The 18,116-nt window shown below is 65.9% G+C and carries 22 protein-coding genes and 1 tRNA gene; 16 read left to right on the top strand and 7 right to left on the bottom strand.

Going from position 1 to position 18,116, the window contains the following annotated elements; genetic code table 11:
* The first annotated feature begins 2 nt into the window (after positions 1 to 2).
* From C1A30_RS31485 to C1A30_RS31475, 3 genes are read left to right on the top strand one after another with little or no spacing between them, the layout of a single operon-like run.
* The gene (locus C1A30_RS31485; protein WP_101952130.1) at positions 3 to 758 is read left to right on the top strand and encodes a DUF1365 domain-containing protein; all 756 of its coding nucleotides are present in this window, start codon (positions 3 to 5) and stop codon (positions 756 to 758) included.
* 14 nt (positions 759 to 772) lie between these two features.
* Positions 773 to 1,336, top strand: coding sequence for a sigma-70 family RNA polymerase sigma factor (locus tag C1A30_RS31480; protein WP_101952129.1), 564 nt, complete (start codon positions 773 to 775; stop codon positions 1,334 to 1,336).
* Positions 1,333 to 2,046, top strand: coding sequence for an anti-sigma factor domain-containing protein (locus tag C1A30_RS31475; protein ID WP_101952128.1), 714 nt, complete (start codon positions 1,333 to 1,335; stop codon positions 2,044 to 2,046). The genes C1A30_RS31480 and C1A30_RS31475 overlap by 4 nt, the downstream gene beginning before the upstream one ends.
* Here the strand turns inward: C1A30_RS31475 and C1A30_RS31470 are convergent.
* The gene (locus tag C1A30_RS31470) at positions 2,043 to 3,134 is read right to left on the bottom strand and encodes a glutamate--cysteine ligase (RefSeq protein ID WP_101952127.1); all 1,092 of its coding nucleotides are present in this window, start codon (positions 3,132 to 3,134) and stop codon (positions 2,043 to 2,045) included. The two genes, C1A30_RS31475 and C1A30_RS31470, sit on opposite strands and share 4 nt — an antisense overlap.
* A 156-nt stretch (positions 3,135 to 3,290) precedes the next feature.
* Between C1A30_RS31470 and C1A30_RS31465 the strand changes: the two genes are divergently transcribed.
* From C1A30_RS31465 to C1A30_RS31445, 6 genes are all read left to right on the top strand, one after another.
* Positions 3,291 to 4,115 (top strand): LLM class F420-dependent oxidoreductase, encoded by an 825-nt coding sequence (locus C1A30_RS31465; protein ID WP_101952126.1) that lies wholly within the window; start codon positions 3,291 to 3,293, stop codon positions 4,113 to 4,115.
* 45 nt (positions 4,116 to 4,160) lie between these two features.
* Positions 4,161 to 4,394 (top strand): ANTAR domain-containing protein, encoded by a 234-nt coding sequence (locus C1A30_RS31460; protein WP_142392689.1) that lies wholly within the window; start codon positions 4,161 to 4,163, stop codon positions 4,392 to 4,394.
* Positions 4,391 to 4,528 (top strand): hypothetical protein, encoded by a 138-nt coding sequence (locus C1A30_RS35700; RefSeq protein WP_160112809.1) that lies wholly within the window; start codon positions 4,391 to 4,393, stop codon positions 4,526 to 4,528. The genes C1A30_RS31460 and C1A30_RS35700 overlap by 4 nt, the downstream gene beginning before the upstream one ends.
* A tRNA-Arg gene (locus C1A30_RS31455) sits at positions 4,519 to 4,591 on the top strand. The genes C1A30_RS35700 and C1A30_RS31455 overlap by 10 nt, the downstream gene beginning before the upstream one ends.
* Before the next feature lie 238 nt (positions 4,592 to 4,829).
* Entirely contained in the window at positions 4,830 to 5,822 is a 993-nt protein-coding gene (locus C1A30_RS31450; protein WP_101953023.1) for an IS481 family transposase, read from the top strand.
* On the top strand, positions 5,823 to 7,022 hold the full coding sequence (locus C1A30_RS31445; RefSeq protein ID WP_101952124.1) for an IS481 family transposase: 1,200 nt from the start codon (positions 5,823 to 5,825) through the stop codon (positions 7,020 to 7,022).
* A 105-nt stretch (positions 7,023 to 7,127) separates the two neighbouring features.
* Here C1A30_RS31445 and C1A30_RS31440 read toward each other — a convergent pair whose 3' ends face one another.
* From C1A30_RS31440 to C1A30_RS31430, 3 genes are all read right to left on the bottom strand, one after another.
* The gene (locus C1A30_RS31440; RefSeq protein WP_200828479.1) at positions 7,128 to 7,754 is read right to left on the bottom strand and encodes a TetR/AcrR family transcriptional regulator; all 627 of its coding nucleotides are present in this window, start codon (positions 7,752 to 7,754) and stop codon (positions 7,128 to 7,130) included.
* A gap of 11 nt (positions 7,755 to 7,765) precedes the next feature.
* Positions 7,766 to 8,482, bottom strand: a complete 717-nt coding sequence (locus C1A30_RS31435) for an alpha/beta hydrolase (protein WP_101952123.1) — start codon at positions 8,480 to 8,482, stop codon at positions 7,766 to 7,768.
* A 97-nt stretch (positions 8,483 to 8,579) separates the two neighbouring features.
* On the bottom strand, positions 8,580 to 9,377 hold the full coding sequence (locus C1A30_RS31430; protein WP_101953021.1) for an SDR family NAD(P)-dependent oxidoreductase: 798 nt from the start codon (positions 9,375 to 9,377) through the stop codon (positions 8,580 to 8,582).
* A gap of 204 nt (positions 9,378 to 9,581) precedes the next feature.
* On the opposite strand from C1A30_RS31430, the gene C1A30_RS31425 reads away from it, so the two are divergent.
* The 3 genes from C1A30_RS31425 to speB are packed head-to-tail and all read left to right on the top strand — an operon-like array spanning position 9,582 to position 12,860.
* The gene (locus tag C1A30_RS31425) at positions 9,582 to 11,144 is read left to right on the top strand and encodes an ABC transporter substrate-binding protein (RefSeq protein WP_101952122.1); all 1,563 of its coding nucleotides are present in this window, start codon (positions 9,582 to 9,584) and stop codon (positions 11,142 to 11,144) included.
* Entirely contained in the window at positions 11,141 to 11,743 is a 603-nt protein-coding gene (locus C1A30_RS31420) for a TetR/AcrR family transcriptional regulator (RefSeq protein ID WP_101952121.1), read from the top strand. Before C1A30_RS31425 ends, C1A30_RS31420 begins: the two co-directional genes overlap by 4 nt.
* Before the next feature lie 22 nt (positions 11,744 to 11,765).
* Complete coding sequence (gene speB, locus C1A30_RS31415) at positions 11,766 to 12,860, top strand: agmatinase (RefSeq protein ID WP_101952120.1); 1,095 nt, start codon at positions 11,766 to 11,768, stop codon at positions 12,858 to 12,860.
* Between the two features lie 9 nt (positions 12,861 to 12,869).
* On the opposite strand, the gene C1A30_RS31410 is transcribed toward speB, so the two are convergent.
* The gene (locus tag C1A30_RS31410) at positions 12,870 to 13,640 is read right to left on the bottom strand and encodes a class II aldolase/adducin family protein (protein ID WP_101953020.1); all 771 of its coding nucleotides are present in this window, start codon (positions 13,638 to 13,640) and stop codon (positions 12,870 to 12,872) included.
* A gap of 88 nt (positions 13,641 to 13,728) precedes the next feature.
* Between C1A30_RS31410 and C1A30_RS31405 the strand changes: the two genes are divergently transcribed.
* From C1A30_RS31405 to C1A30_RS31390, 4 genes are all read left to right on the top strand, one after another.
* Positions 13,729 to 14,655, top strand: coding sequence for a D-2-hydroxyacid dehydrogenase (locus tag C1A30_RS31405; RefSeq protein ID WP_101952119.1), 927 nt, complete (start codon positions 13,729 to 13,731; stop codon positions 14,653 to 14,655).
* A gap of 132 nt (positions 14,656 to 14,787) precedes the next feature.
* Positions 14,788 to 15,414, top strand: a complete 627-nt coding sequence (locus tag C1A30_RS31400) for a hypothetical protein (protein WP_101952118.1) — start codon at positions 14,788 to 14,790, stop codon at positions 15,412 to 15,414.
* An 85-nt stretch (positions 15,415 to 15,499) separates the two neighbouring features.
* Positions 15,500 to 16,477 (top strand): esterase family protein, encoded by a 978-nt coding sequence (locus tag C1A30_RS31395; RefSeq protein ID WP_101952117.1) that lies wholly within the window; start codon positions 15,500 to 15,502, stop codon positions 16,475 to 16,477.
* A gap of 41 nt (positions 16,478 to 16,518) precedes the next feature.
* Positions 16,519 to 16,764 (top strand): hypothetical protein, encoded by a 246-nt coding sequence (locus C1A30_RS31390; protein ID WP_101952116.1) that lies wholly within the window; start codon positions 16,519 to 16,521, stop codon positions 16,762 to 16,764.
* Here C1A30_RS31390 and C1A30_RS31385 read toward each other — a convergent pair.
* Both C1A30_RS31385 and C1A30_RS31380 read right to left on the bottom strand, forming a co-directional pair.
* Positions 16,761 to 17,228 carry a hypothetical protein gene (locus C1A30_RS31385; protein ID WP_101952115.1) on the bottom strand — a complete coding sequence of 156 codons (468 nt, stop codon included), beginning with the start codon at positions 17,226 to 17,228 and terminating at the stop codon, positions 16,761 to 16,763. The two genes, C1A30_RS31390 and C1A30_RS31385, sit on opposite strands and share 4 nt — an antisense overlap.
* A gap of 70 nt (positions 17,229 to 17,298) precedes the next feature.
* Positions 17,299 to 17,988 (bottom strand): GAF and ANTAR domain-containing protein, encoded by a 690-nt coding sequence (locus tag C1A30_RS31380; protein WP_101952114.1) that lies wholly within the window; start codon positions 17,986 to 17,988, stop codon positions 17,299 to 17,301.
* Positions 17,989 to 18,116 lie beyond the last annotated feature (128 nt).

Genomic DNA, 18,116 nt, shown 5'->3' with positions numbered 1-18,116 from the left:
GCATGTCGCCGCCGGCGCTGTACCGGACCCGGGTCACTCATTTGCGCCGTGCGCCGACGCATCACTACTTCGAGCACCACGGCTACTACTGGTATGTCGACATCGATGACCTGCCGCGGTTGCCGCGGTGGCTTCGGCCGTTTGCGCGATTCCTGGCAACCGATCATCTCGACGGCGCGCCCGACGATTCGTTGCGTCAGCGCGTCGACAGCTTCCTTGCCACACACGGCATCGACTCGCGCGGTGGAAGGATCACCGCGGTGATGCAGGCCCGCGTGCTCGGGTACGCGTTCAATCCGCTGACCCTGTACTGGTGTCACGACGCGAACGGCGCGGTGCGCCACGTCGTCGCCGAGGTGCAACACATCGCCGGCAGCAGGCACGCGTATTTGCTGCCACCCGAACAAGCCGCGATGGTGCGGAAGAAGGTCCGCGCTTCTCCGTTCAACGACGCCGACGGCTACTACCTCGTCAGCGCACCGCTGCCGGACGACGAACTCGACGTGAGGATTTCGCTGCACCGCGAGAATCAGCCCGCTTTTGTTGCGACCCTGCGGGGCGGCAGGCGTCGCGCCGGCGTTGGCATGCTGTTGTGGCTGCAGGTGGCTGCGCCGCTGGCTCCGTTGATGGGCGCCTTGGGCTTTCGCGTCCAGACCATGATCCTTCGGCTGCGAGGAGTACCGCCCGTGCGGGCATACGAAAATCATTACGGCTCGGCTGATTTCGCATCAAGCACAGCCAAACCCCGAATATCGTGACGACATTGGGGCCGATGGCTAGGCTACCGCTCGTGACCACCGAACTCGACGCGTTGCTGCACCAGGTGGCTCGCCGAGACGTCGATGCGTTCGCCACGTTCTACGACCGCACCCGGGCCAGGGTGTTCGGCCTGGTCACCCGTGTGCTGCGGGATCCCGGGTACAGCGAGGAGACCACGCAGGAGATCTATCTGCAGGTGTGGCGCACCGCCGACAGTTACGACCCGGCCGCCGGGTCGCCGCTGGCGTGGTTGCTGACGTTAGCGCACCGGCGCGCGGTGGATCGGGTCCGGTCGGAGCAGGCGGCCAGTCAGCGCGAGTCGCGCTACGGCGCAGCGAACGTCGATCCGCCGTCGGACCAGGTGGCGGATTCGGTGATCCTGCTCGACGAGCGGCGCCAGGTGGCCGACTGCCTGGACTCGCTGACGGATGCGCAGCGCGAGTGCATTCAGCTCGCGTACTACAACGGATTGACGTATGTCCAAGTGTCGGAACGATTGTCGGCCAATCTGGCGACGATCAAGTCGCGGATGCGCGACGGCATCCGCAGTCTGCGCAAGTGTCTGGGGCTGGCATGACAGAGCCGACTGATCCTGACCTGATCGCGCTGGCGACGCCGTATGCGTTGCACGCGGTGTCCGATGCCGAGCTTGCCGACATCGAGCAGCGGCTCGCGGCCGCTACCCCGGAGGTCGCGGCGGCGTTCGCCGAAGAGGTCCGCGCCGTCAGGGAGGCCATGGCTGCGGTGTCGGCAGGCACCGCCGTCGAACCACCCGACCAGTTGCGTGCACGCCTGCTGACCGAGGTCACCGGTGATCCGGTGCGCAGCATGAATCGGCGGCTCAGGCGATGGCAGACCGTCGGGTTGGCCGCGGCGGCCGCGGTGCTCATCGGCCTCGGTGCGCTGGGGGTCGGGATCGCGCTACAGCCGACACCGACACCGTCGACGGCGGAGCAGGTGTTCGCCGCACCGGATGTGCGGACGGTGTCCGGCCAGATTCCCGGCGGGGGAACAGCGACCGTCGTGTTCTCCCGCGACAAGAACGCCGGTGTGCTGGTGATGAACAACGTCGCTCCGCCGAAGCCTGGGACGGTGTATCAGATGTGGCTGATCGACAACAAGGGGCCGAAGTCGGCGGGGACGATGGCCGCCGAGAATGTGGCGCCGTCGACGACGGCGGTGCTGCCCGATCTCGGCGATTCGCAGATGCTGGCGTTCACGGTTGAGCCGCCCGGCGGTTCGGCTCAGCCCACCGGTGCGCCGTTCGCCAAGCTGATGTTGACCTAAGACAATGTGGCGGCGGCCAATTCGGCGACGACGTCCTTCGCGTCGTGTCGCCGGTTCCATGCCCGTCGTTGCCGTATCGCGCCGTTGCCTTCGTCGTCCAGTCGCGCCAACGCAGATACCACCGTCTGGTAGTCGCCGACGTCTTCCAGCGCCGGCCGGACGTGTTCGACCATGTGCTGCAACAACTTTCGGGCCGGCATCGGAGCGTGGCTCTCGAGCAGATCGATCGCCTGCCCGTCCAGGCCGTCGCGGGCCGACTTCCAGTAGGCGACCTTCAGCGCCTCCGGACTCAGCGGCGCAGTCGGATCACCGCGTCGTTCGGCGGTCAGCGCCGTCATCACCGCAGCCCGAATCAGGCTGGCCAGCAACACCGTTTCGCCCACCGTCGCGGGAACGTCGGCGACACGCACCTCGACGGTCGGGAACTTGGCCGACGGCCGCACGTCCCAATAGACCATGCCGTCGTCCAGCACCGCCCCGGCTCGCCGCAGCATCCCCACCATCGCGTCGTACTCGTCGATGGAATCGAAATGCGGAGGCGGCCCGGCACTTGGCCAGCGCGCCCACACGATGCTGCGCCAGCTTGCGTAGCCGGTGTCGGCGTCGCGGTACACCGCCGAATTCGCGGTCAGCGCGAGCAACAACGGCAGCCACGGGCGCAGCCGATTGGTCACCCTGATCGCGAGCTCTCGGCTCGGCACGGCGACGTGCACGTGGGCGCCGCAGATGCCCTCTTCGGCGATGCGGCCGAACTTCGCAGCGATCTCGCGGTACCGCGGGGTGTCGGTGATCGGGAAACCGTGCGGTCGTGTCGGAGGCAGGGCGGCGGCGAGCAGTTGCGCTCCGGCGGCTTCCGCGGCCTCGGCGGCGATGCGCCGCAACCGGGTCAGCTCGTGCAGTAGTTCGCCACTGTCGCTGACGACTTCGCTGGTGGTCTCGACCTGACAGCTGGTCAGCTCGAGTTGCAACTTGACGCGGCGCTCGGCGGCGTGGCCGGCGACGGCTTCGTTCGCGGCGACAGGTGCACCGGTCGCCGGGTCGACGAGGAGAAACTCTTCTTCGACGCCAAAAGTGGGATGAGTGGCCATGGTCAAAATATTGATCCGGCCCGTCGGATATCTCACGACGGGCCGGATCGGGCGGTAAGTCCTTCTGCTGTGGACCTCGGGGGTCAAGGTCGGCGGATCTGTATTGCCCACTGGCGGCGCTGGCCAAACATCGTCGGCGGCTGCTTACATCGACGCATGGTCAACGACTTCCGGTTCGGTCTCGGACTGCACGACGCCAGGACGCGGGCGAAGGTTCAGGACGCCGCCCGCCTCGCCGAGGAGCTGGGTTACGACGTGCTGCACGTGCCGGATCACCTCGGTGCGCCCGCGCCGTTTCCGGTGCTGATGTCGGCCGCCGCCGTCACCAGCGCGCTGCGGTTTGGCACGTTCGTCCTCAACGCGGGCTTCTACAAGCCGGCGCTGCTGGCCCGCGACGTCGGTGCGCTGCGCGACCTCACCGAGGGCCGGTTCGAGCTGGGGCTCGGCACCGGATATGTGCGCGAGGAGTTCGAGGCTGCCGAGCTGCCGTATCCGAGCGCGCGCCAGCGGGTCGACCACATGCAGCACGTCATCGAGTACATGCGCGAGCACCTGCCCGATGTGCCGATCTTGATTGCGGGCAACGGTGATCGGGTGCTAACCATTGCCGCGAAGCAGGCCGACATCCTCGGCCTCACCGGCGGCGACCGGGCGGCGACCGAGTCTGACGACCCGCTGGCCGAACGGATCGGCTTCGTCCGCAACGCCGCGCCGGAGCGGTTCGACACGCTCGAGTTGAACCTGGCCATCATCGCGATGCCGATCGACGAGTCGGGCATGCCGGATTTGAAGATTCCCCGCCAGTTCCTGCCGCATCTGAGTGACGAGGAGTTGCTGCGGCACCCGGGTGTGCTGTCCGGGTCGACGCAGGACATGGCCGACCGGATCCGCAGCTACCGCGACGACTACGGAATCAGCTACATCATCGTGCAGGCGCCGCATGTGGAGGTGTTCGCGAAGGTCATCGCGGAACTGCGCTGAACCGCATGTTTTGATCGTGTGCTGGCGGGAAACCCGCAGTCCGTCATGGACGATGTCAGGACTCTCGCGCGCGCCGAGGGCGTGCTGATCGCATTTCGGCGCTGCTCGGTCGACGCCGCATTGGAGGAGATCGTCAGCGCGTCGAAGCGGCACTGGGTGCCGACGTTGTCGATCGCGGCGGCGTTGGTGGCGCTGGCCCAGGATGCGCCGGGTGACGACGACGCGACGGCGGCCGCCCGCTACGAGTGGGGTGCGCTGCTGGAGAAGGTGGCGCCGTGATCAAGGCGTTCGCGTGCTGGGTGCGGGCGCGCTACCCGAAGTGGGCGACGGTGCGCGGGCACCTCGCTTTGGCCGCGCTGTGCGGGCGTGACAAACCGCAACCGGTAAGCTCCGAGCGGGTCACGCCCTCGTAGCTCAGGGGATAGAGCACGGCTCTCCTAAAGCCGGTGTCGCAGGTTCGAATCCTGCCGGGGGCACCCCTTCTGATGTATTACCTCGGTTGATGGCTGACATTTCTATGTCGGGTGATGCCTGACAGTGTTTCGGCTGATGCTTTACACCTACTTCGGCTGATCCTTGACACTCCCTAGATGTACTGCCCAGGGAGGTTGGTTGGGGAAGTGTGACGACACGCTGTAGCGGTCGTTGATGGCGAAGGCCTCCTGTCGTGGGGTGGAGCTGCTACCACTTCACCGCAACTATCAGGAGGCCTTCGTGGTCCACGCTAATGCTGTTTTGACTCCTCGTGGACGCCTACTACTGGCGCGTCGCGTCGTCGAGGAGGGCTGGCCGATTGTTCGGGCCGCCGAGCACTTCCACGTGTCCTGGCCGACCGCCAAGCGATGGGCCGCGCGGTATGCGGCCATGGGCCCACAAGGCATGACCGACCGATCCAGCCGGCCGCACCGCAGCCCCACGCGCACACCCTCGACATTGGTACGAAAGATTGTGCATCTACGGTGGCGGCATCGACTCTCACCCTTAGCGATCGCCTCCCGGTTGTCGATGCCAGCCTCCACGGTGCACGCGGTGCTAGTGCGGTGTCGACTGAATCGCCTGTCGCACATTGACATTCGAACTGGTGAGATTATTAGACGCTACGAGCACGATCATCCGGGTTCGCTGATGCACATCGACGTTAAAAAGCTTGGCAACATCCCCGTGGGCGGTGGGTGGCGCTTTGTCGGCCGCGCCCAGGGCACGAAGAATCGAACTACGACTCCCGGCGCCACCCGCAACCATCGATGGCAACCGATCATGGGGCATGCCTACGTGCACACCGTCATCGACGACCACTCGCGCGTGGCCTACGCCGAAATCCACGACAACGAAACCGCCCAGACCGCCATTGGTGTCCTGCGCCGGGCAGCAGGCTGGTTCCGTATGCGCGCCGTCCCCATCGAACGCCGCCTCACCGCCGCCGGCCCTTGCCACAAGGCCCGCGCATGGCGCGCCTCGTGCGCTGAACTGCAGATCGAGCACAAACGCACCCGGCCGTACCGCCCACAGTCCAACGGCGATATCGAGCGGTTCAACCGCACAATGGCCCAAGAATGGGCCTTCGCGCGCCACTACCCCAACGAACTAGCCCGACGATCCGCACTTCCAGCCTGGCTCCATACCTACAATCACCACCAGCAACACGCGGCGATCGGCAAGGTCGCGCCCATCACACGGTTGACCAACCTCCCTGGGCAGTACACCTAGATGAGGGAGTTGAGCGTGGCTGAGCAGCGGTATCAGGCCGTGTTGGCGGTGATCAGTGACGGATTGTCGATTTCGCAGGTCGCCTCGAAGGTTGGGGTGTCGCGTCAGACGTTGCACTCGTGGTTGGCCCGCTATGAGGCCGAGGGTCTGGGAGGTCTGATCGATCGGTCGCATCGGCCGGTGTCGTGTCCGCATCAGATGCCGGCTCATGTGGAGGCGGCGCTGTTGGAGCTGCGGCGTTCGCGGCCGTATTGGGGGCCGCGGCGGTTGGTGTTTGAACTGTCTAAGCGCGGTGTTAGGCCGGTGCCCTCGGAGTCGGCGGCCTATCGGGCGTTGGTGCGTGCGCAGATGATTGATCCGCATCTGCGGGATCGGCGCTCGCGCAAGTGGAAGCGCTGGGAACGTGGCGCGGCGATGGAGTTGTGGCAGATGGATGTGGTCGGCGGGGTCCCGGTGGCTGATGGCACCCGCGCCAAAGCTCTCACTGGCATCGATGATCACTCCCGGATGTGCGTGTGCGCGAAGTTGATGGCTCGTGAGCGCACGCGCGCGGTTTGCGATGGGTTGCGCGCGGCGCTGGGGACCTATGGTGCGCCGGTGCAGATCTTGACCGATAACGGCAAGGTGTTCACCGGCCGGTTCAACCATCCGCCGGTTGAGGTGCTCTTCGACGCGATCTGTCGCGAACACGGCATCGATCATTTGTTGACTCAGCCCCGCTCGCCGACGACGACGGGCAAGATTGAGCGGTTCCATCGCAGCCTGCGCGCGGAATTTCTCAGCGGCAGAGCGCCTTTCGCGAATTTGAGGGCGGCCCAGCAAGCCTTGGATGAGTGGGTGGGCTTTTACAACACCACCCGCCCCCATCAAGCCCTACAGATGGCGACTCCGAACTCACGGTTCACCCCGCAAACCGTGGTTGCCGATCCCGCGGTGGGGCCGCCGGCCGAGCAGGGACTGCGCGCTGAGCGCACCGGTTCGGACTGGGTAAGCCGGCAAGTCACCAGCAATGGGGTGGTGAGCGTGTCCTGGCAGCAGGTCAGCCTGGGCCGCCACTACGCCGGTTCGCGTTGCGATGTCCACGTCGACGGTGGGTTGCTGCGCTTCTACATCGGCGACGTGTTGGTCAAGACCGCCGCCCGAAACAGCACCGGCGAGGTAAGAAACAAGCGGGCCCTGCGCACAAACGCCGGACCCTAAAACACAACAAGAGTGTCAAGGATCAGCCGGAGTAGATCCGTCAAGAATCAACCGAAGCTCAACAGGGGCACCCCTTCTGACCTGCGAAGATCGTAGGTCGAGCGCCTACGGCGCGGGCCGCCGATATGCGCCGTGCCACCAGATCGCGCCGAGCTCGCGCGCGAACTGAGTGTCACCGCTACCGTCGTCGACACTGATGTGATGAGCGATTGCTTGGGCGCCGCCCCAGACGATGACTCTGCTTGCAGCAACGGGCGATAGCTCGCTGATGGTGGCCCCCGACCGCTGCTGCTCGGTGAGCGTTTGACAAACCGCCCTTTCAAACTCGTCCAGGTCGGCGGTGTAGAAGTCGTGCACCGCCGGGTCGTAACTCGCGAGCTCACGGACCGCGGACAGCACCGCGAAGTTCTCGCGATGGATCCGGATGACTTCGAGGAAGAATTCGGCATAACGCGCTGCGCCGTCTTCACCTGCGGCTGGATCCCATGCGCGGGCTAGGTCAAGCAGACGTTCGCGAAGCGTGTCGGTAAGCCGGATCAGCAACGCGGACTTGTCGCGAAAGTGTGCGTAGAACGTGGCGCGCGAGACGCCGGCTTCCTCGAGGATGCGCTGAACACTGATCTCGGTGAACAGCTGACCGGCGTTGAGCAATCGCTCGACTGCATCTAATAGTCGCTGCTCGGAACCGGATTGACGGTCAGCGTCGCGCCGTTGTCGGGTGATCGAAGCCACGGGCCCGGACCTTACCCAGCGACGGCATACGGCCGGGCGAGCTGACTGAGAACATCAGCGAACTCGTTCGGGTGCGAATAGAACGGAGTGTGATGTCCCGGGCAGCGATAAACGGTCTGTGCGCGCGCAGCGAGCCGTTCCGCGACGGTCCCCGTTATCGACAGATCAGCGGCGGGGATGACGTAGCTGTTGGGTACCGTTCGCCAGCCGGCACGCGTCACGGTTTCGAAGTCCGATCGGCGCGATTGGGGCACCAGTCGGCTACAAGCTTCGGCGGTTTCAGAGTTGTCCGGGTTGCCGTCGTAAAAAGCGGCCGGCAGATTCAGGTCCGAATTGATCGCCGACCGAACACCTTTCAGCGAGGGCGGCCTCGGAATGCCGTGGGTTTGGAACACTCCCTCACCCACATCGAGCATGTAGGCCGCGACAAAGACCGCGTGCACCACATTCGCCGCACCAGCGATGGCCTCGGTGGCTGGTGCACCTCCTTGGGAATGGGCGACGACGATGACGGGCCCGTCGACCGCGTCGATCGCCGCGCGCACAACGCGGGCATCGTCGTACATTCCCGGCAGCGGTTCAGCCCGGTCCGGGTCACTAATCGCACTGGGCAGCGCCACCGCGTCGGTGGCCCATTCACGTTGTTGCAGCACGGATTGCAGCCGCTCCCACACCCACGGGCCGTGATGGCCGCCGTGCACCAACACCATTCTCGGCCGATCAGGCATGGCGCTCTCCCCGCGTTGTCTCCCGGTGGTCAAAGCCGATCATACAACCTGTCCATACAGTGTGTATGGACAGCGCCGAGGAAGAACGGGGCTACGGTCAGTCGCCGGTCTTGACGCTGACGATCGAGTTGCCGCCGTCGATCGTCAACGTCGTGCCCGTCACGTACGACGCGCCCGGCGCCGCCAGGAACGCGATACCGGCGGCGACCTCGGCCGCCGTCGCCGACCGGCCCACCGGCGTGGCATTGCCCGCGGCGACCTCCGACGGAAGTTGGGCGGCCGTCGCGATCCAACCCGGTAGCACCACGTTGGCCGTCACGCCGTCCGCCGCATAGTCGACTGCGACCGAGCGCGTCATCCCCAGCATCGCCGCCTTCGCGGTGTGGTACCCGACGTCGCCGGTGTAGGCAGTGAGCGCACCGGCCGTCGACGCGACATTGACGATGCGGCCGTAACCCCGCTTGACCATCCCCGGCAACGCCGCCCTGGTGACGAAGAACGCGCTGTCCAGATTGCGCCGCAGCGCCAGCGCCCACTCGTCGTCGGTCATCACCATCAACGGGTTGGGCTCTTCGGGGATGTGCACCGACGCCAGGCCAGCGTTGTTGACCAAGATGTCGACCTTGCCGAAGGTCGCCTCGGTGGCCTCCACCAACCCTCGTGCGGCGTCGGGATCCATCAGATCGGCCGTATGCGACTGCGCGGCGATGCCCTCCTGCCGTAGTTCCTCGGCGCGCGCGTCCGCGCGATCGGTGGTTCCCGTGACCATCACCGATGCGCCGAGCTGACCCAGCAGGCGGGCCGACGCAAACCCGATGCCGAGATCACTGCTCGATCCCGTGACGAGGGCGACCTGACCGGTCAGGTCGAATGCACCTGGCACCGATGTCGACATTGTGTTGTTTCCCTTCATATTTCGCCCATCCCCGCCACGCAGCGTAGAGCCAGCAGGCCAACGCTTCTAGGTCAGCCGACCAAAACTTGGACGTTCGTACAAACTTGTAACTGCCCCGTCACACCGCCGAAACGCGATATGCCGACACTCATTCGCAACCCGGCCAGTCGGGCCGAAAAGTACTTACGCGCAGGAGCTCTGAGCATGAACCTCAAGTCCGGTCTGGCAACTCTCGCTGTCACCGGCCTCCTGCTGACCGGCACGGCATGCTCGGGAAGCAGCAACACCCCCACCGACAACGCGGCCCTGCGCTCGTCGGTGCGCACTCCCCTGCTGAGCGACCCACCCCCACTGGACCCCGATACGTTCTATCAGCCCGAAGGCCTACTGATCATGACCTCGGCGTATCAGGGTCTGCTCCGCTACGCGCCCGGGACGACGAAGATCGACGGCCTGCTGGCGACCAAGTGGACCGTCTCCCCCGACGGGCTGACCTACACGTTCGCGCTGCGGCCCGCGGTCAAGTTCGCCGACGGAACGCCGTTCGACTCCGCCGCGGCCAAGGCCAGCTTCCAACGCCGAATCGACATGGCGGCCGGGCCGTCCTACATGCTCGCCGACGTCGCGGACATGCAGACACCGGACCCGCTGACCTTCGTGGTCCACCTGAAGAAACCCGTCGCACCGTTCCTCGACTACCTCTCCTCGCCGTATGGGCCACTGATGACCAGTCCCACCGCCGTCGCGCAGCACGCCGCAGGCAACGACCACGCATCCGCATGGCTGGCTTCACATACCGCGGGCACCGGTCCCTACGAACTGACCGAAGCCGTGTCCGCCAGCCATTACACGTTGAGCGCCAACAAGAACTACTGGGGTCCCGCACCGCAGATCAGCACCATCACGCTTCCGGTCATGACGGCCACCGCCGTTCAGCGGCTCCAACTGAGCACCGGCCAACTCGACATGATCCTGCACGGATTGTCGAAAGGCGACTACGAAGAACTGGCCAAGGGCCCGAACACCGAAGTGCTGCAGCAGAACGCGTTGATCAAGGCGCTCATCATGGTCAACCCCGATTCGAAGGTGTTCGGGCCGCTCCCCGCGCGAGAAGCGCTCAGCGCCGGGCTGGACCAAACCGCCCTGACCACAACGGTATTCGGCGCGCAGGGCTCGCCGTCCACGCAGTTCTACCCGACTGGGATGATGCCCGACGGCGCCGTGCCCGACCAGCACCATTTCGACCCTTCCAAACTGGCGGCCCTTGGCAGTAAAGGCGGTGCCGTGGAAGTCGGCTACCCGACCGGCGACAGCACCCTGCAGGACCTGGCCAACCAGATCCAAGTGATCCTTCAGCAGGCCGGCCTGACCGCCACCATCCGCGACTTCCCCTCGGCGCAGTTCTTCGCCCTGACCGAACACCCCGAGCAGCGCCCCGACCTGCTCCTCGCATCGTGGAACCCCGACGCCGCGCACCCCGACACCTGGTCGCGGATCTATCAATACACGAACGCGCCGGTCAACCTGCAGGGCTGCTCGGTGTCGGCCGCGGACAAGCTGTTGGACGAGGGAAGTGCCGAACCCGACCCCGCGAAATCCCAAGCGCTCTACGTGGAAGCGGCCAAGGCATACCGCGATTCGCTGTGCTGGGTGAACATCGCCGACCTGCACAACACCGTCGCCACCCGCAAGGGTTACACCGACTGGCAAGGCCAGCCGGCCTGGATGTGGGACACCGACTTCTCCTCGCTCAAGTACCAGGGATGACCGGGCACACTGCGCGTGGCGCACAGCGCCGTACCGAAATCATCGACGCGGCAATCGCGGTCATGGCGAAAGTCGGCCTGGCCGGGCTGTCGATGCGCGTCGTGGCCAACGAGGCGCAAATACCGCTCGGCGCGTTGACCTACTACTTCAACGACAAGGCCGACCTGATCGCCCAGGCTTTCCAACAACTCTCCGACCGCGAGATCGACCGCGTCGTCCAGACCGTCGGCCGGTTACAAGCCTCGATGCCCGCAGAGCATCTCGCGGACCTGGTGGCGGACATGATCATCGACGGGTTCACGTCCCCGCAGGGTGCCATCGTGACCCGCTACGAACTTCTCACCGAAGCCAGCCGCGACGAACGGCTACGCCCCATGTTCGAGGCGTGGTACGCGGCCATGGTGCCTGCGCTGAGCCGGCTGTTCCGGGAACTGGGCTCGCGGCAACCCGAACTGGACTCCCGCACCATACTGGCGGTGATGGCCGGCCTGGAGATCGACAACCTCTACCGCCCACTCGGACCAGTGGACAAACGGCGCATCCGCGCCACCCTCCGACACGCATTCCGCGCAGTGACCGCTCTGCACGACCACGCATAACCGACCACCGAAAGCAGAAACCATGGCATTCACCGGCTTTGGCCCAGACATCACTTTCCTCGGCGTGCCCCGCTGCGACCTCGACGACCCGTCGACATACGCCGACGCCGACATCGTCATCCTCGGCGCACCCCTCGACAGCGGGACCAACTATCGCTCCGGCACACGCTTCGGTCCATCGGCCCTACGGCAAGCCTGCTACCTGGCGCAGGACGGTTCCCGGCCGAGCCTGGCGCTGCGCGTCGACGGACTCAAGGACCTGCGGGTGTATGACGCCGGCGACGTCGAGTTCTACAACGGAAACATCGACCAGGCCGTCCAATTGATCGAGGCCGACGTCCACAAGATCGCCTCGTCGGGCGCGATCCCGATCATTCTGGGCGGCGATCACACCATCGCGTGGCCCGACCACACCGGCGTGGCGCGCCACCACGGGTTTGGCAAGGTGTCGATGATCCACTTCGACGCGCACGCCGATACCGGCGACATCCACCTGGGTTCCCTTGTGGGACACGGCACCCCGATGCGACGGCTGATCGAATCCGGTGCGTTACGCGGAGACCGGTTCCTGCAACTGGGATTGCGCGGCTACTGGCCCGACGAACCGGTCCTGCAGTGGATGGCCGCCCATGGGCTGCGCTCCTATGAGATGACCGAGATCGTCGCACGCGGACTGGAACCCTGCCTGACCGAAGCCTTCGAGATCGCCACGTCGGATTGTGACGGCGTGTTCCTGTCCGTCGACATCGACGTGTGCGATCCTGGCCACGCACCGGGCACCGGAACTCCTGAGCCAGGCGGTTTTTCGGCTCGCCAACTGCTCGATGCGGTCCGGCGGATCTGCTACGAACTGCCGGTGCTCGGAGTCGACGTCGTCGAGGTGTCTCCACCGTACGACCACGCCGACATCACCGCACTGCTGGGGAATCGTGTGGTGCTGGAGGTAGTTTCGGCGATCGCGCGGCGCAGGAAAGACGCGGCGCAAGGCACCACCTGGGACCCGCGTCAGCCCTTGTTGGAGGGCCGGGAGGTCGACGAGCAACTGCGACTGATCGCCGAGGGTGAACAGGCGCGTCGTCGTGGCGAGGGAACACCACGACCACACCACCACCACTAGAACTGGCGGCTACCGCCCTGCCACGCTGGCGTCAGGCAGGTAACTACGCTGCGCCCACTGGAATGCCTGCCACGCGGCGACCTCGTCGAAGTCGTCGTGCACCCGCCTGGCCCAGTCAGGCCCGATCGGGCAACCGTCAGAAGCCTTCACCTGCACCTCGGCGCACCGCTCCATCAGCAGGAAGAAGCCGACCGCGGCGTCGATGGTGGCACCCACCGTCAGCAACCCATGGTTGCGCAGGATCGCGGCACGGGCACCGCCGATCGCCGCGGCAATCCGCTTGCCGCCGTCGGTCGAGGAGATGTTGACTTCTTCGTCGTCGAAGATCTCGTGATCCTCGAAGAACGCACACGCTTCCTGTGAAATCGGTTGGAGTTTGGTGACTTTCGCTGAGAACGGCGTGCCGTACGGTGTGTGGCAATGCGCGGCCGAGATGATGTCCGGCCTGGCCTCGTGGATCGGATGGTGAATGTAGTAGGCCGCCATGTTGATGTAGCCGCCGCCCTCGATGGTGCCGTCGGGGCGGACGAGCACGAGGTCGTCGGTGGTCATGTGCCGGAAGGGTGCACCGTAACGGCCGAGCCAGAAGCAGTCGGTCCGCTCGGGGTCACGCGCCGAGATGTGGCCGTCCCCGAGCGAACCCCAGCCCATCGCGCCGAACACCCGATACGCCAGCGCGAGCCTGCGCTTGCGGTGGGCGCGCAGTTCGGCGGGATCGGTGATCTCGGGCTCGTAAGCCGCGGGATCGAGGAATTGGCGGTCAGTTGCCGGTTCACCCATGGCGACCATTCTTGTGTAGTCAGCGACATATTGCTTTTCGATACAATATCGAATTCACCTGTGACCGTCGGAGTTGAGTGGAGCAGCTGTGCCCGAACGCCCCCGCGTCCTCGTCCTGGTCGAGCCGGACCCCGACGTGCCGCCACCTCCGCTGCACCTCATTCCCGACGACGTCGAGGTGATCCAAATCGACTCCGCTCCAACGGATGACGATCTCGCGGGGGCGTCCGTGCTGTACATCTGGGACCACCGGTTCGCCGACCTCGCCCCGCTGCTGCGCCGCACCGACGACGTGCGCTGGGTGCACGCCGCATCGGTCGGGGTCAACCGGCTGATCTGCCCCGAGCTGGGTTCGATCACGCTCACCAACTCGCGCGGCGTGTTCGACACGTCGATCTCCGAATGGGTGCTCGCCGCCGTGCTCGCACACGTCAAGGGGATGGCTGAGTCCTGGGCGTTGCAACGAGAGCACACGTGGCGATACCGCACGACGGGGCGGCTGGCGGGTACCCGAGCAGCCGTGGTGGGCACCGGTTCGATCGGCCGGGCCATCGCCGACCGCCTGGCCCGCCTCGACGTCCATGTCACGTTGGTCGGCCGCAACGCCGACCTCGTCGCGGTGGCCGCCGACGTCGACGTGCTGGTGCTGGCGGTGCCACTCACCCCAGCCACCACGGCGCTTGTCGGGGCCGAGGTGCTCGACGCGCTCGGACCGCGCGGATTCCTCGTCAACGTGGGCCGCGGACCGACCGTCGTGGAGTCCGACCTCGTGGACGCGCTGCGGGCGGGCGCACTGGCCGGCGCGGCTCTCGACGTGTTCGAGGTCGAGCCGTTGCCTGCCGACTCGCCGCTGTGGTCGATGCCGAATGTGTTTGTGTCGCCTCATATGTCGGGTGATTATGTCGGTTTCGAGATCGACCTGATGGAGGTGTTCACTGACAACCTGCGGCGTTGGCTGCGCGGCGAACCGCTGCACAACGTCGTCGACACCGCCGTCGGCTACGTGCCACGCTGAGCGGACGACAAATCGGGGCAGCATCGTTGTATGGCATGTGCATGCTTTGACCGCGCAATTGCGGCACTATGGAGTTGACGCCCAGCGGTCTGGCGCCCCAGACCGAAAAGCGACGTGTAAGTAGAGATACCGATGTCTGTCCCGCGACCGCATGACCGACCGATACGTATCCCCGAGGCGCCTGACGACGCCCTGGAAACCTTCACGTTGTGCTTACCGCGCTGGCGCATCTTCGCGCTGTTTCGCCGTAGCCCACTGATACGCGCCACCGATCGGATCGAAGCGCTGGTGACGGTGGTGGCCGTCATGGCGTCGGTGCTGGTCATCCCGGTCGCCGCCGCGGCGGGCACCGCGGTCTACGACGCACATCGCGAGATCTACGCCGAGCAGCACCTCACCCGCCACCTCGTCCCCGCGACGATCACCGGCAACGCTGCAGCCGCGACCATCTCGCGAACCAGCACCGCCGTGGTCGCGGTCCAGTGGTTCGACGCCGGGATCGAACACACCGGCGTGCTCGCGGCACACGAGGTGGCCAAACTCGGTGACCAGACCGCAGTCTGGCTCGACGACAATGGCGCACTCACCGAAGAACCGACCCCGACCAGCCAGGCCGCACCGGATGCGGTGACGTTCGCGTTGTTCATCTGGGCGGGGGTCACCGCTGCGGCGGGTGCGCTGTTGGCCGGCACCCGCGCGGTATGCGACCGCGTGCGCGCCAAGAAATGGGAGCGCACCATCGAGGCCCTGTTCAGCTGAGAGGTGCCTGGCAGTTTGGTTCGAGTTCGCGCACAGCTCGCCGCGTGCCGAATGAGACGACAGCTCAGCGGCGTTCACCGATGGTGTGAAGAGACGGCAATGGCGAACGAGGATATTCGGTAAGCGGCTGACGATCGCCGCGTTGACGGCATCACTGATCTGGGCAGCTGTTTCTGTTCTCGGCAGCGTCGGGACGGCGTCCGCGTTCTCCCGGCCGGGCCTGCCCGTCGAGTACCTGGAGGTGCCGTCGGCGGCCATGGGACGCGACATCAAGGTGCAGTTCCAGGGCGGCGGCACGCACGCCATCTATTTGCTCGACGGCCTTCGCGCCCAAGACGATTACAACGGCTGGGACATCAACACCCCCGCGTTCGAGTGGTACAACGGCTCGGGTCTGTCGGTCGTGATGCCGGTCGGCGGAGAGTCCAGCTTCTACTCGGACTGGTATCAACCCGCCGTCGGTAACGGGACAACACAGACCTACAAGTGGGAGACGTTCCTGACGCAGGAACTGCCCGCCTGGCTGTCGGCCAACAAGGGCATCAGCACGACCCGCAACGCCGTGGTCGGGTTGTCGATGTCGGGATCCGCATCGCTGATCCTTGCCGCGTATCACCCGCAGAACTTCATCTACGCGGGCTCGCTGTCGGGCTTCCTGCATCTGTCCGACGGCATCTGGCCCACGCTGGTCGGTTTCGCGATGAACGACGCGGGCGGCTTCAAGGCCGACGCGATGTGGGGTCCGGGCAGCGACCCGGCTTGGGCCCGCAACGATCCGACCGTTCAGGTCGGCAAGCTCGTCGCAAACCACACCCGGCTGTGGATCTACGCGGGCAACGGGACACCGTCGGATCTCGGCGGCGCCAACGTGCCCGCGGAGTTCCTGGAGAACATGCTGCACCAGAGCAACGTCGACTTCCAGAACGACTACCAGGCCGCCGGCGGCAACAACGCGACGTTCAACTTCCCGCCGAACGGCACCCACGACTGGCCGTACTGGGGCGCGCAACTGCAGGCCATGAAGCCGGACGTGCAGCGCGTGCTGGGCGCCAGCGGCACATAGTTGGGATCGGTAGCGGTGGCCGCCTTCTTCACTTGGGAGCTATGACTCACAACGTGAAGAAGACGGCCGCCAAGGCCCTGATGACCGGCGTGGTCGCGATGGCAGGCCTTGGTCTGGCGTCAGGCACCGCGCACGCGTTCGATCCGCAACCCGACCCGCCGAGTAATCCGCGCGTCACGGCGGTGAACCCGCAGAAGTCGTTCGGCGACGGGAGCGTCCGGGTGGGCGACGGCAGCGTCCGCATCGGTGACGGCAGCGTCCGGATCGGCACCCAGGCCAGCGGCTAACGCAGCGCCGCGGGATCCGCGGAGACGTAGCAGCGGCGGGTGTTCGTCATCACCAACACCTCGGCGACGGCTGCCTGGTCGATGTCGGGAAACTCGAACAACCGCAACTCGCCCGGGGTCAACAGGGCTCGTTGAGATCGGTCGTTGCCGGCCTTCGTCCGGACCAGAACGGTCACGGGCGCGGTGTCGTCGCTCCAATGCGTCACGAGGATGCCTGTGCCGAACGGGTTCTTGCCCCAGGCATCGGCGATCGGGCACTGGGGGTCGCCGTCGGCGTTGGGCAGCGCCGCGGGCGCGGCGGGCGCGGCGGGCGCGGCGGGCGCGGCAATGGGTGCGGCAACCGCGACGGAGCTGGGTTTCGATGCTTTGGTCGCGACAGTCGGCGCGGACTCCTGCGCCACCCCGCAGGCCACTGCGGCGGCGGTGGCAGCGCCTGCCGCGAACGCAGATATCCAGACGTGCACAAGGCCCCCCTCGCATCCGTCCCCGACACGAGCTAGTTACCCTTTTACACCGCCGTCAACCCGCTCAGCCCTATTTTTCGCCACGAGTTTCGATGACGCGTTCCGCGACGTCGATCAGCCGGGTATTGCTGTCCTGTGAGAGCCTGCGCAGCATCTCGAAAGCCTGCAAGTCGTCGACGTTGAACCGCTCCATGATGATGCCCTTGGCCTGGCCGATGCGGTCCCTGGTGGACAGCGCCGACTGCAGCTGCTCGCCGTGGCTGCTGGCCATGATCGCCGCCGCCGCGTGCGCGGCGAGGACGACGCCCGTGGTCTCGTCATCGGCGGTGAACGCGTGTGCGCTCTTGGCGAACAAGTTCAGGGCGCCCGCGGTGCGCTCGGTGGTGTAGAGCTTGAGCGACAAGCCGCTCAACACCCCGAGTTCCACCGCCGCGACGGAGTACTTCGGCCAGCGTTCCTCGCTGCGGAAATCCCCCGTCCGCACGATCACTTCCTCGAGAGCCGCGTCCCTGCACGGTCCCTCGTTGAACCTCATCTGCAACTCGTCCAGCTGAACGGGCAGCTCAGAGGTGTCGGCGACGGATCGGAACGTGCCACCCTTTCCGATCAGCAGGATCCCGGCGGCGTCCGCCCCTGGCATCAATTCCAACGCCGTGGCCGTCACGCCGTTGAGCACCTCGTCGACGCTTCGTGGCGCCGCGGACGCACGCGCGAGCTCAGCCATCCGGTGGGCCAGGTCGTAGTTTCGCGGCGTACTCATTCGTTCAGTGTTCCCGTTGCCTACTTGGCCTACGCATTCACGTTTGTCATGCCGCCCAGTGGGCAATGTCCCAGTGCAGGCGGGCGCAATGGTCGACCATGGTGCTCGCTGAGGTCTCGTCGGTTCAG

This window comes from Mycobacterium sp. 3519A (assembly GCF_900240945.1).
GTDB lineage: Bacteria > Actinomycetota > Actinomycetes > Mycobacteriales > Mycobacteriaceae > Mycobacterium.
Note: the sequence above shows the minus strand (reverse complement) of the source record. Positions and strands in the feature narration are given on the sequence as shown.

Excerpts from the sequence above, each read along its gene's own strand:
- C1A30_RS31485 (WP_101952130.1), top strand. The coding sequence starts at position 3 with ATGTCGCCGCCGGCGCTGTACCGGACCCGGGTCACTCATTTGCGCCGT.
- C1A30_RS31480 (WP_101952129.1), top strand. The coding sequence starts at position 773 with ATGGCTAGGCTACCGCTCGTGACCACCGAACTCGACGCGTTGCTGCAC.
- C1A30_RS31475 (WP_101952128.1), top strand. The coding sequence starts at position 1,333 with ATGACAGAGCCGACTGATCCTGACCTGATCGCGCTGGCGACGCCGTAT.
- C1A30_RS31470 (WP_101952127.1), bottom strand. The coding sequence starts at position 3,134 with ATGGCCACTCATCCCACTTTTGGCGTCGAAGAAGAGTTTCTCCTCGTC.
- C1A30_RS31465 (WP_101952126.1), top strand. The coding sequence starts at position 3,291 with ATGGTCAACGACTTCCGGTTCGGTCTCGGACTGCACGACGCCAGGACG.
- C1A30_RS31460 (WP_142392689.1), top strand. The coding sequence starts at position 4,161 with ATGGACGATGTCAGGACTCTCGCGCGCGCCGAGGGCGTGCTGATCGCA.
- C1A30_RS31445 (WP_101952124.1), top strand. The coding sequence starts at position 5,823 with ATGAGGGAGTTGAGCGTGGCTGAGCAGCGGTATCAGGCCGTGTTGGCG.
- C1A30_RS31435 (WP_101952123.1), bottom strand. The coding sequence starts at position 8,482 with ATGCCTGATCGGCCGAGAATGGTGTTGGTGCACGGCGGCCATCACGGC.
- C1A30_RS31430 (WP_101953021.1), bottom strand. The coding sequence starts at position 9,377 with ATGTCGACATCGGTGCCAGGTGCATTCGACCTGACCGGTCAGGTCGCC.
- C1A30_RS31425 (WP_101952122.1), top strand. The coding sequence starts at position 9,582 with ATGAACCTCAAGTCCGGTCTGGCAACTCTCGCTGTCACCGGCCTCCTG.
- C1A30_RS31420 (WP_101952121.1), top strand. The coding sequence starts at position 11,141 with ATGACCGGGCACACTGCGCGTGGCGCACAGCGCCGTACCGAAATCATC.
- speB (WP_101952120.1), top strand. The coding sequence starts at position 11,766 with ATGGCATTCACCGGCTTTGGCCCAGACATCACTTTCCTCGGCGTGCCC.
- C1A30_RS31410 (WP_101953020.1), bottom strand. The coding sequence starts at position 13,640 with ATGGGTGAACCGGCAACTGACCGCCAATTCCTCGATCCCGCGGCTTAC.
- C1A30_RS31400 (WP_101952118.1), top strand. The coding sequence starts at position 14,788 with ATGTCTGTCCCGCGACCGCATGACCGACCGATACGTATCCCCGAGGCG.
- C1A30_RS31390 (WP_101952116.1), top strand. The coding sequence starts at position 16,519 with ATGACTCACAACGTGAAGAAGACGGCCGCCAAGGCCCTGATGACCGGC.
- C1A30_RS31380 (WP_101952114.1), bottom strand. The coding sequence starts at position 17,988 with ATGAGTACGCCGCGAAACTACGACCTGGCCCACCGGATGGCTGAGCTC.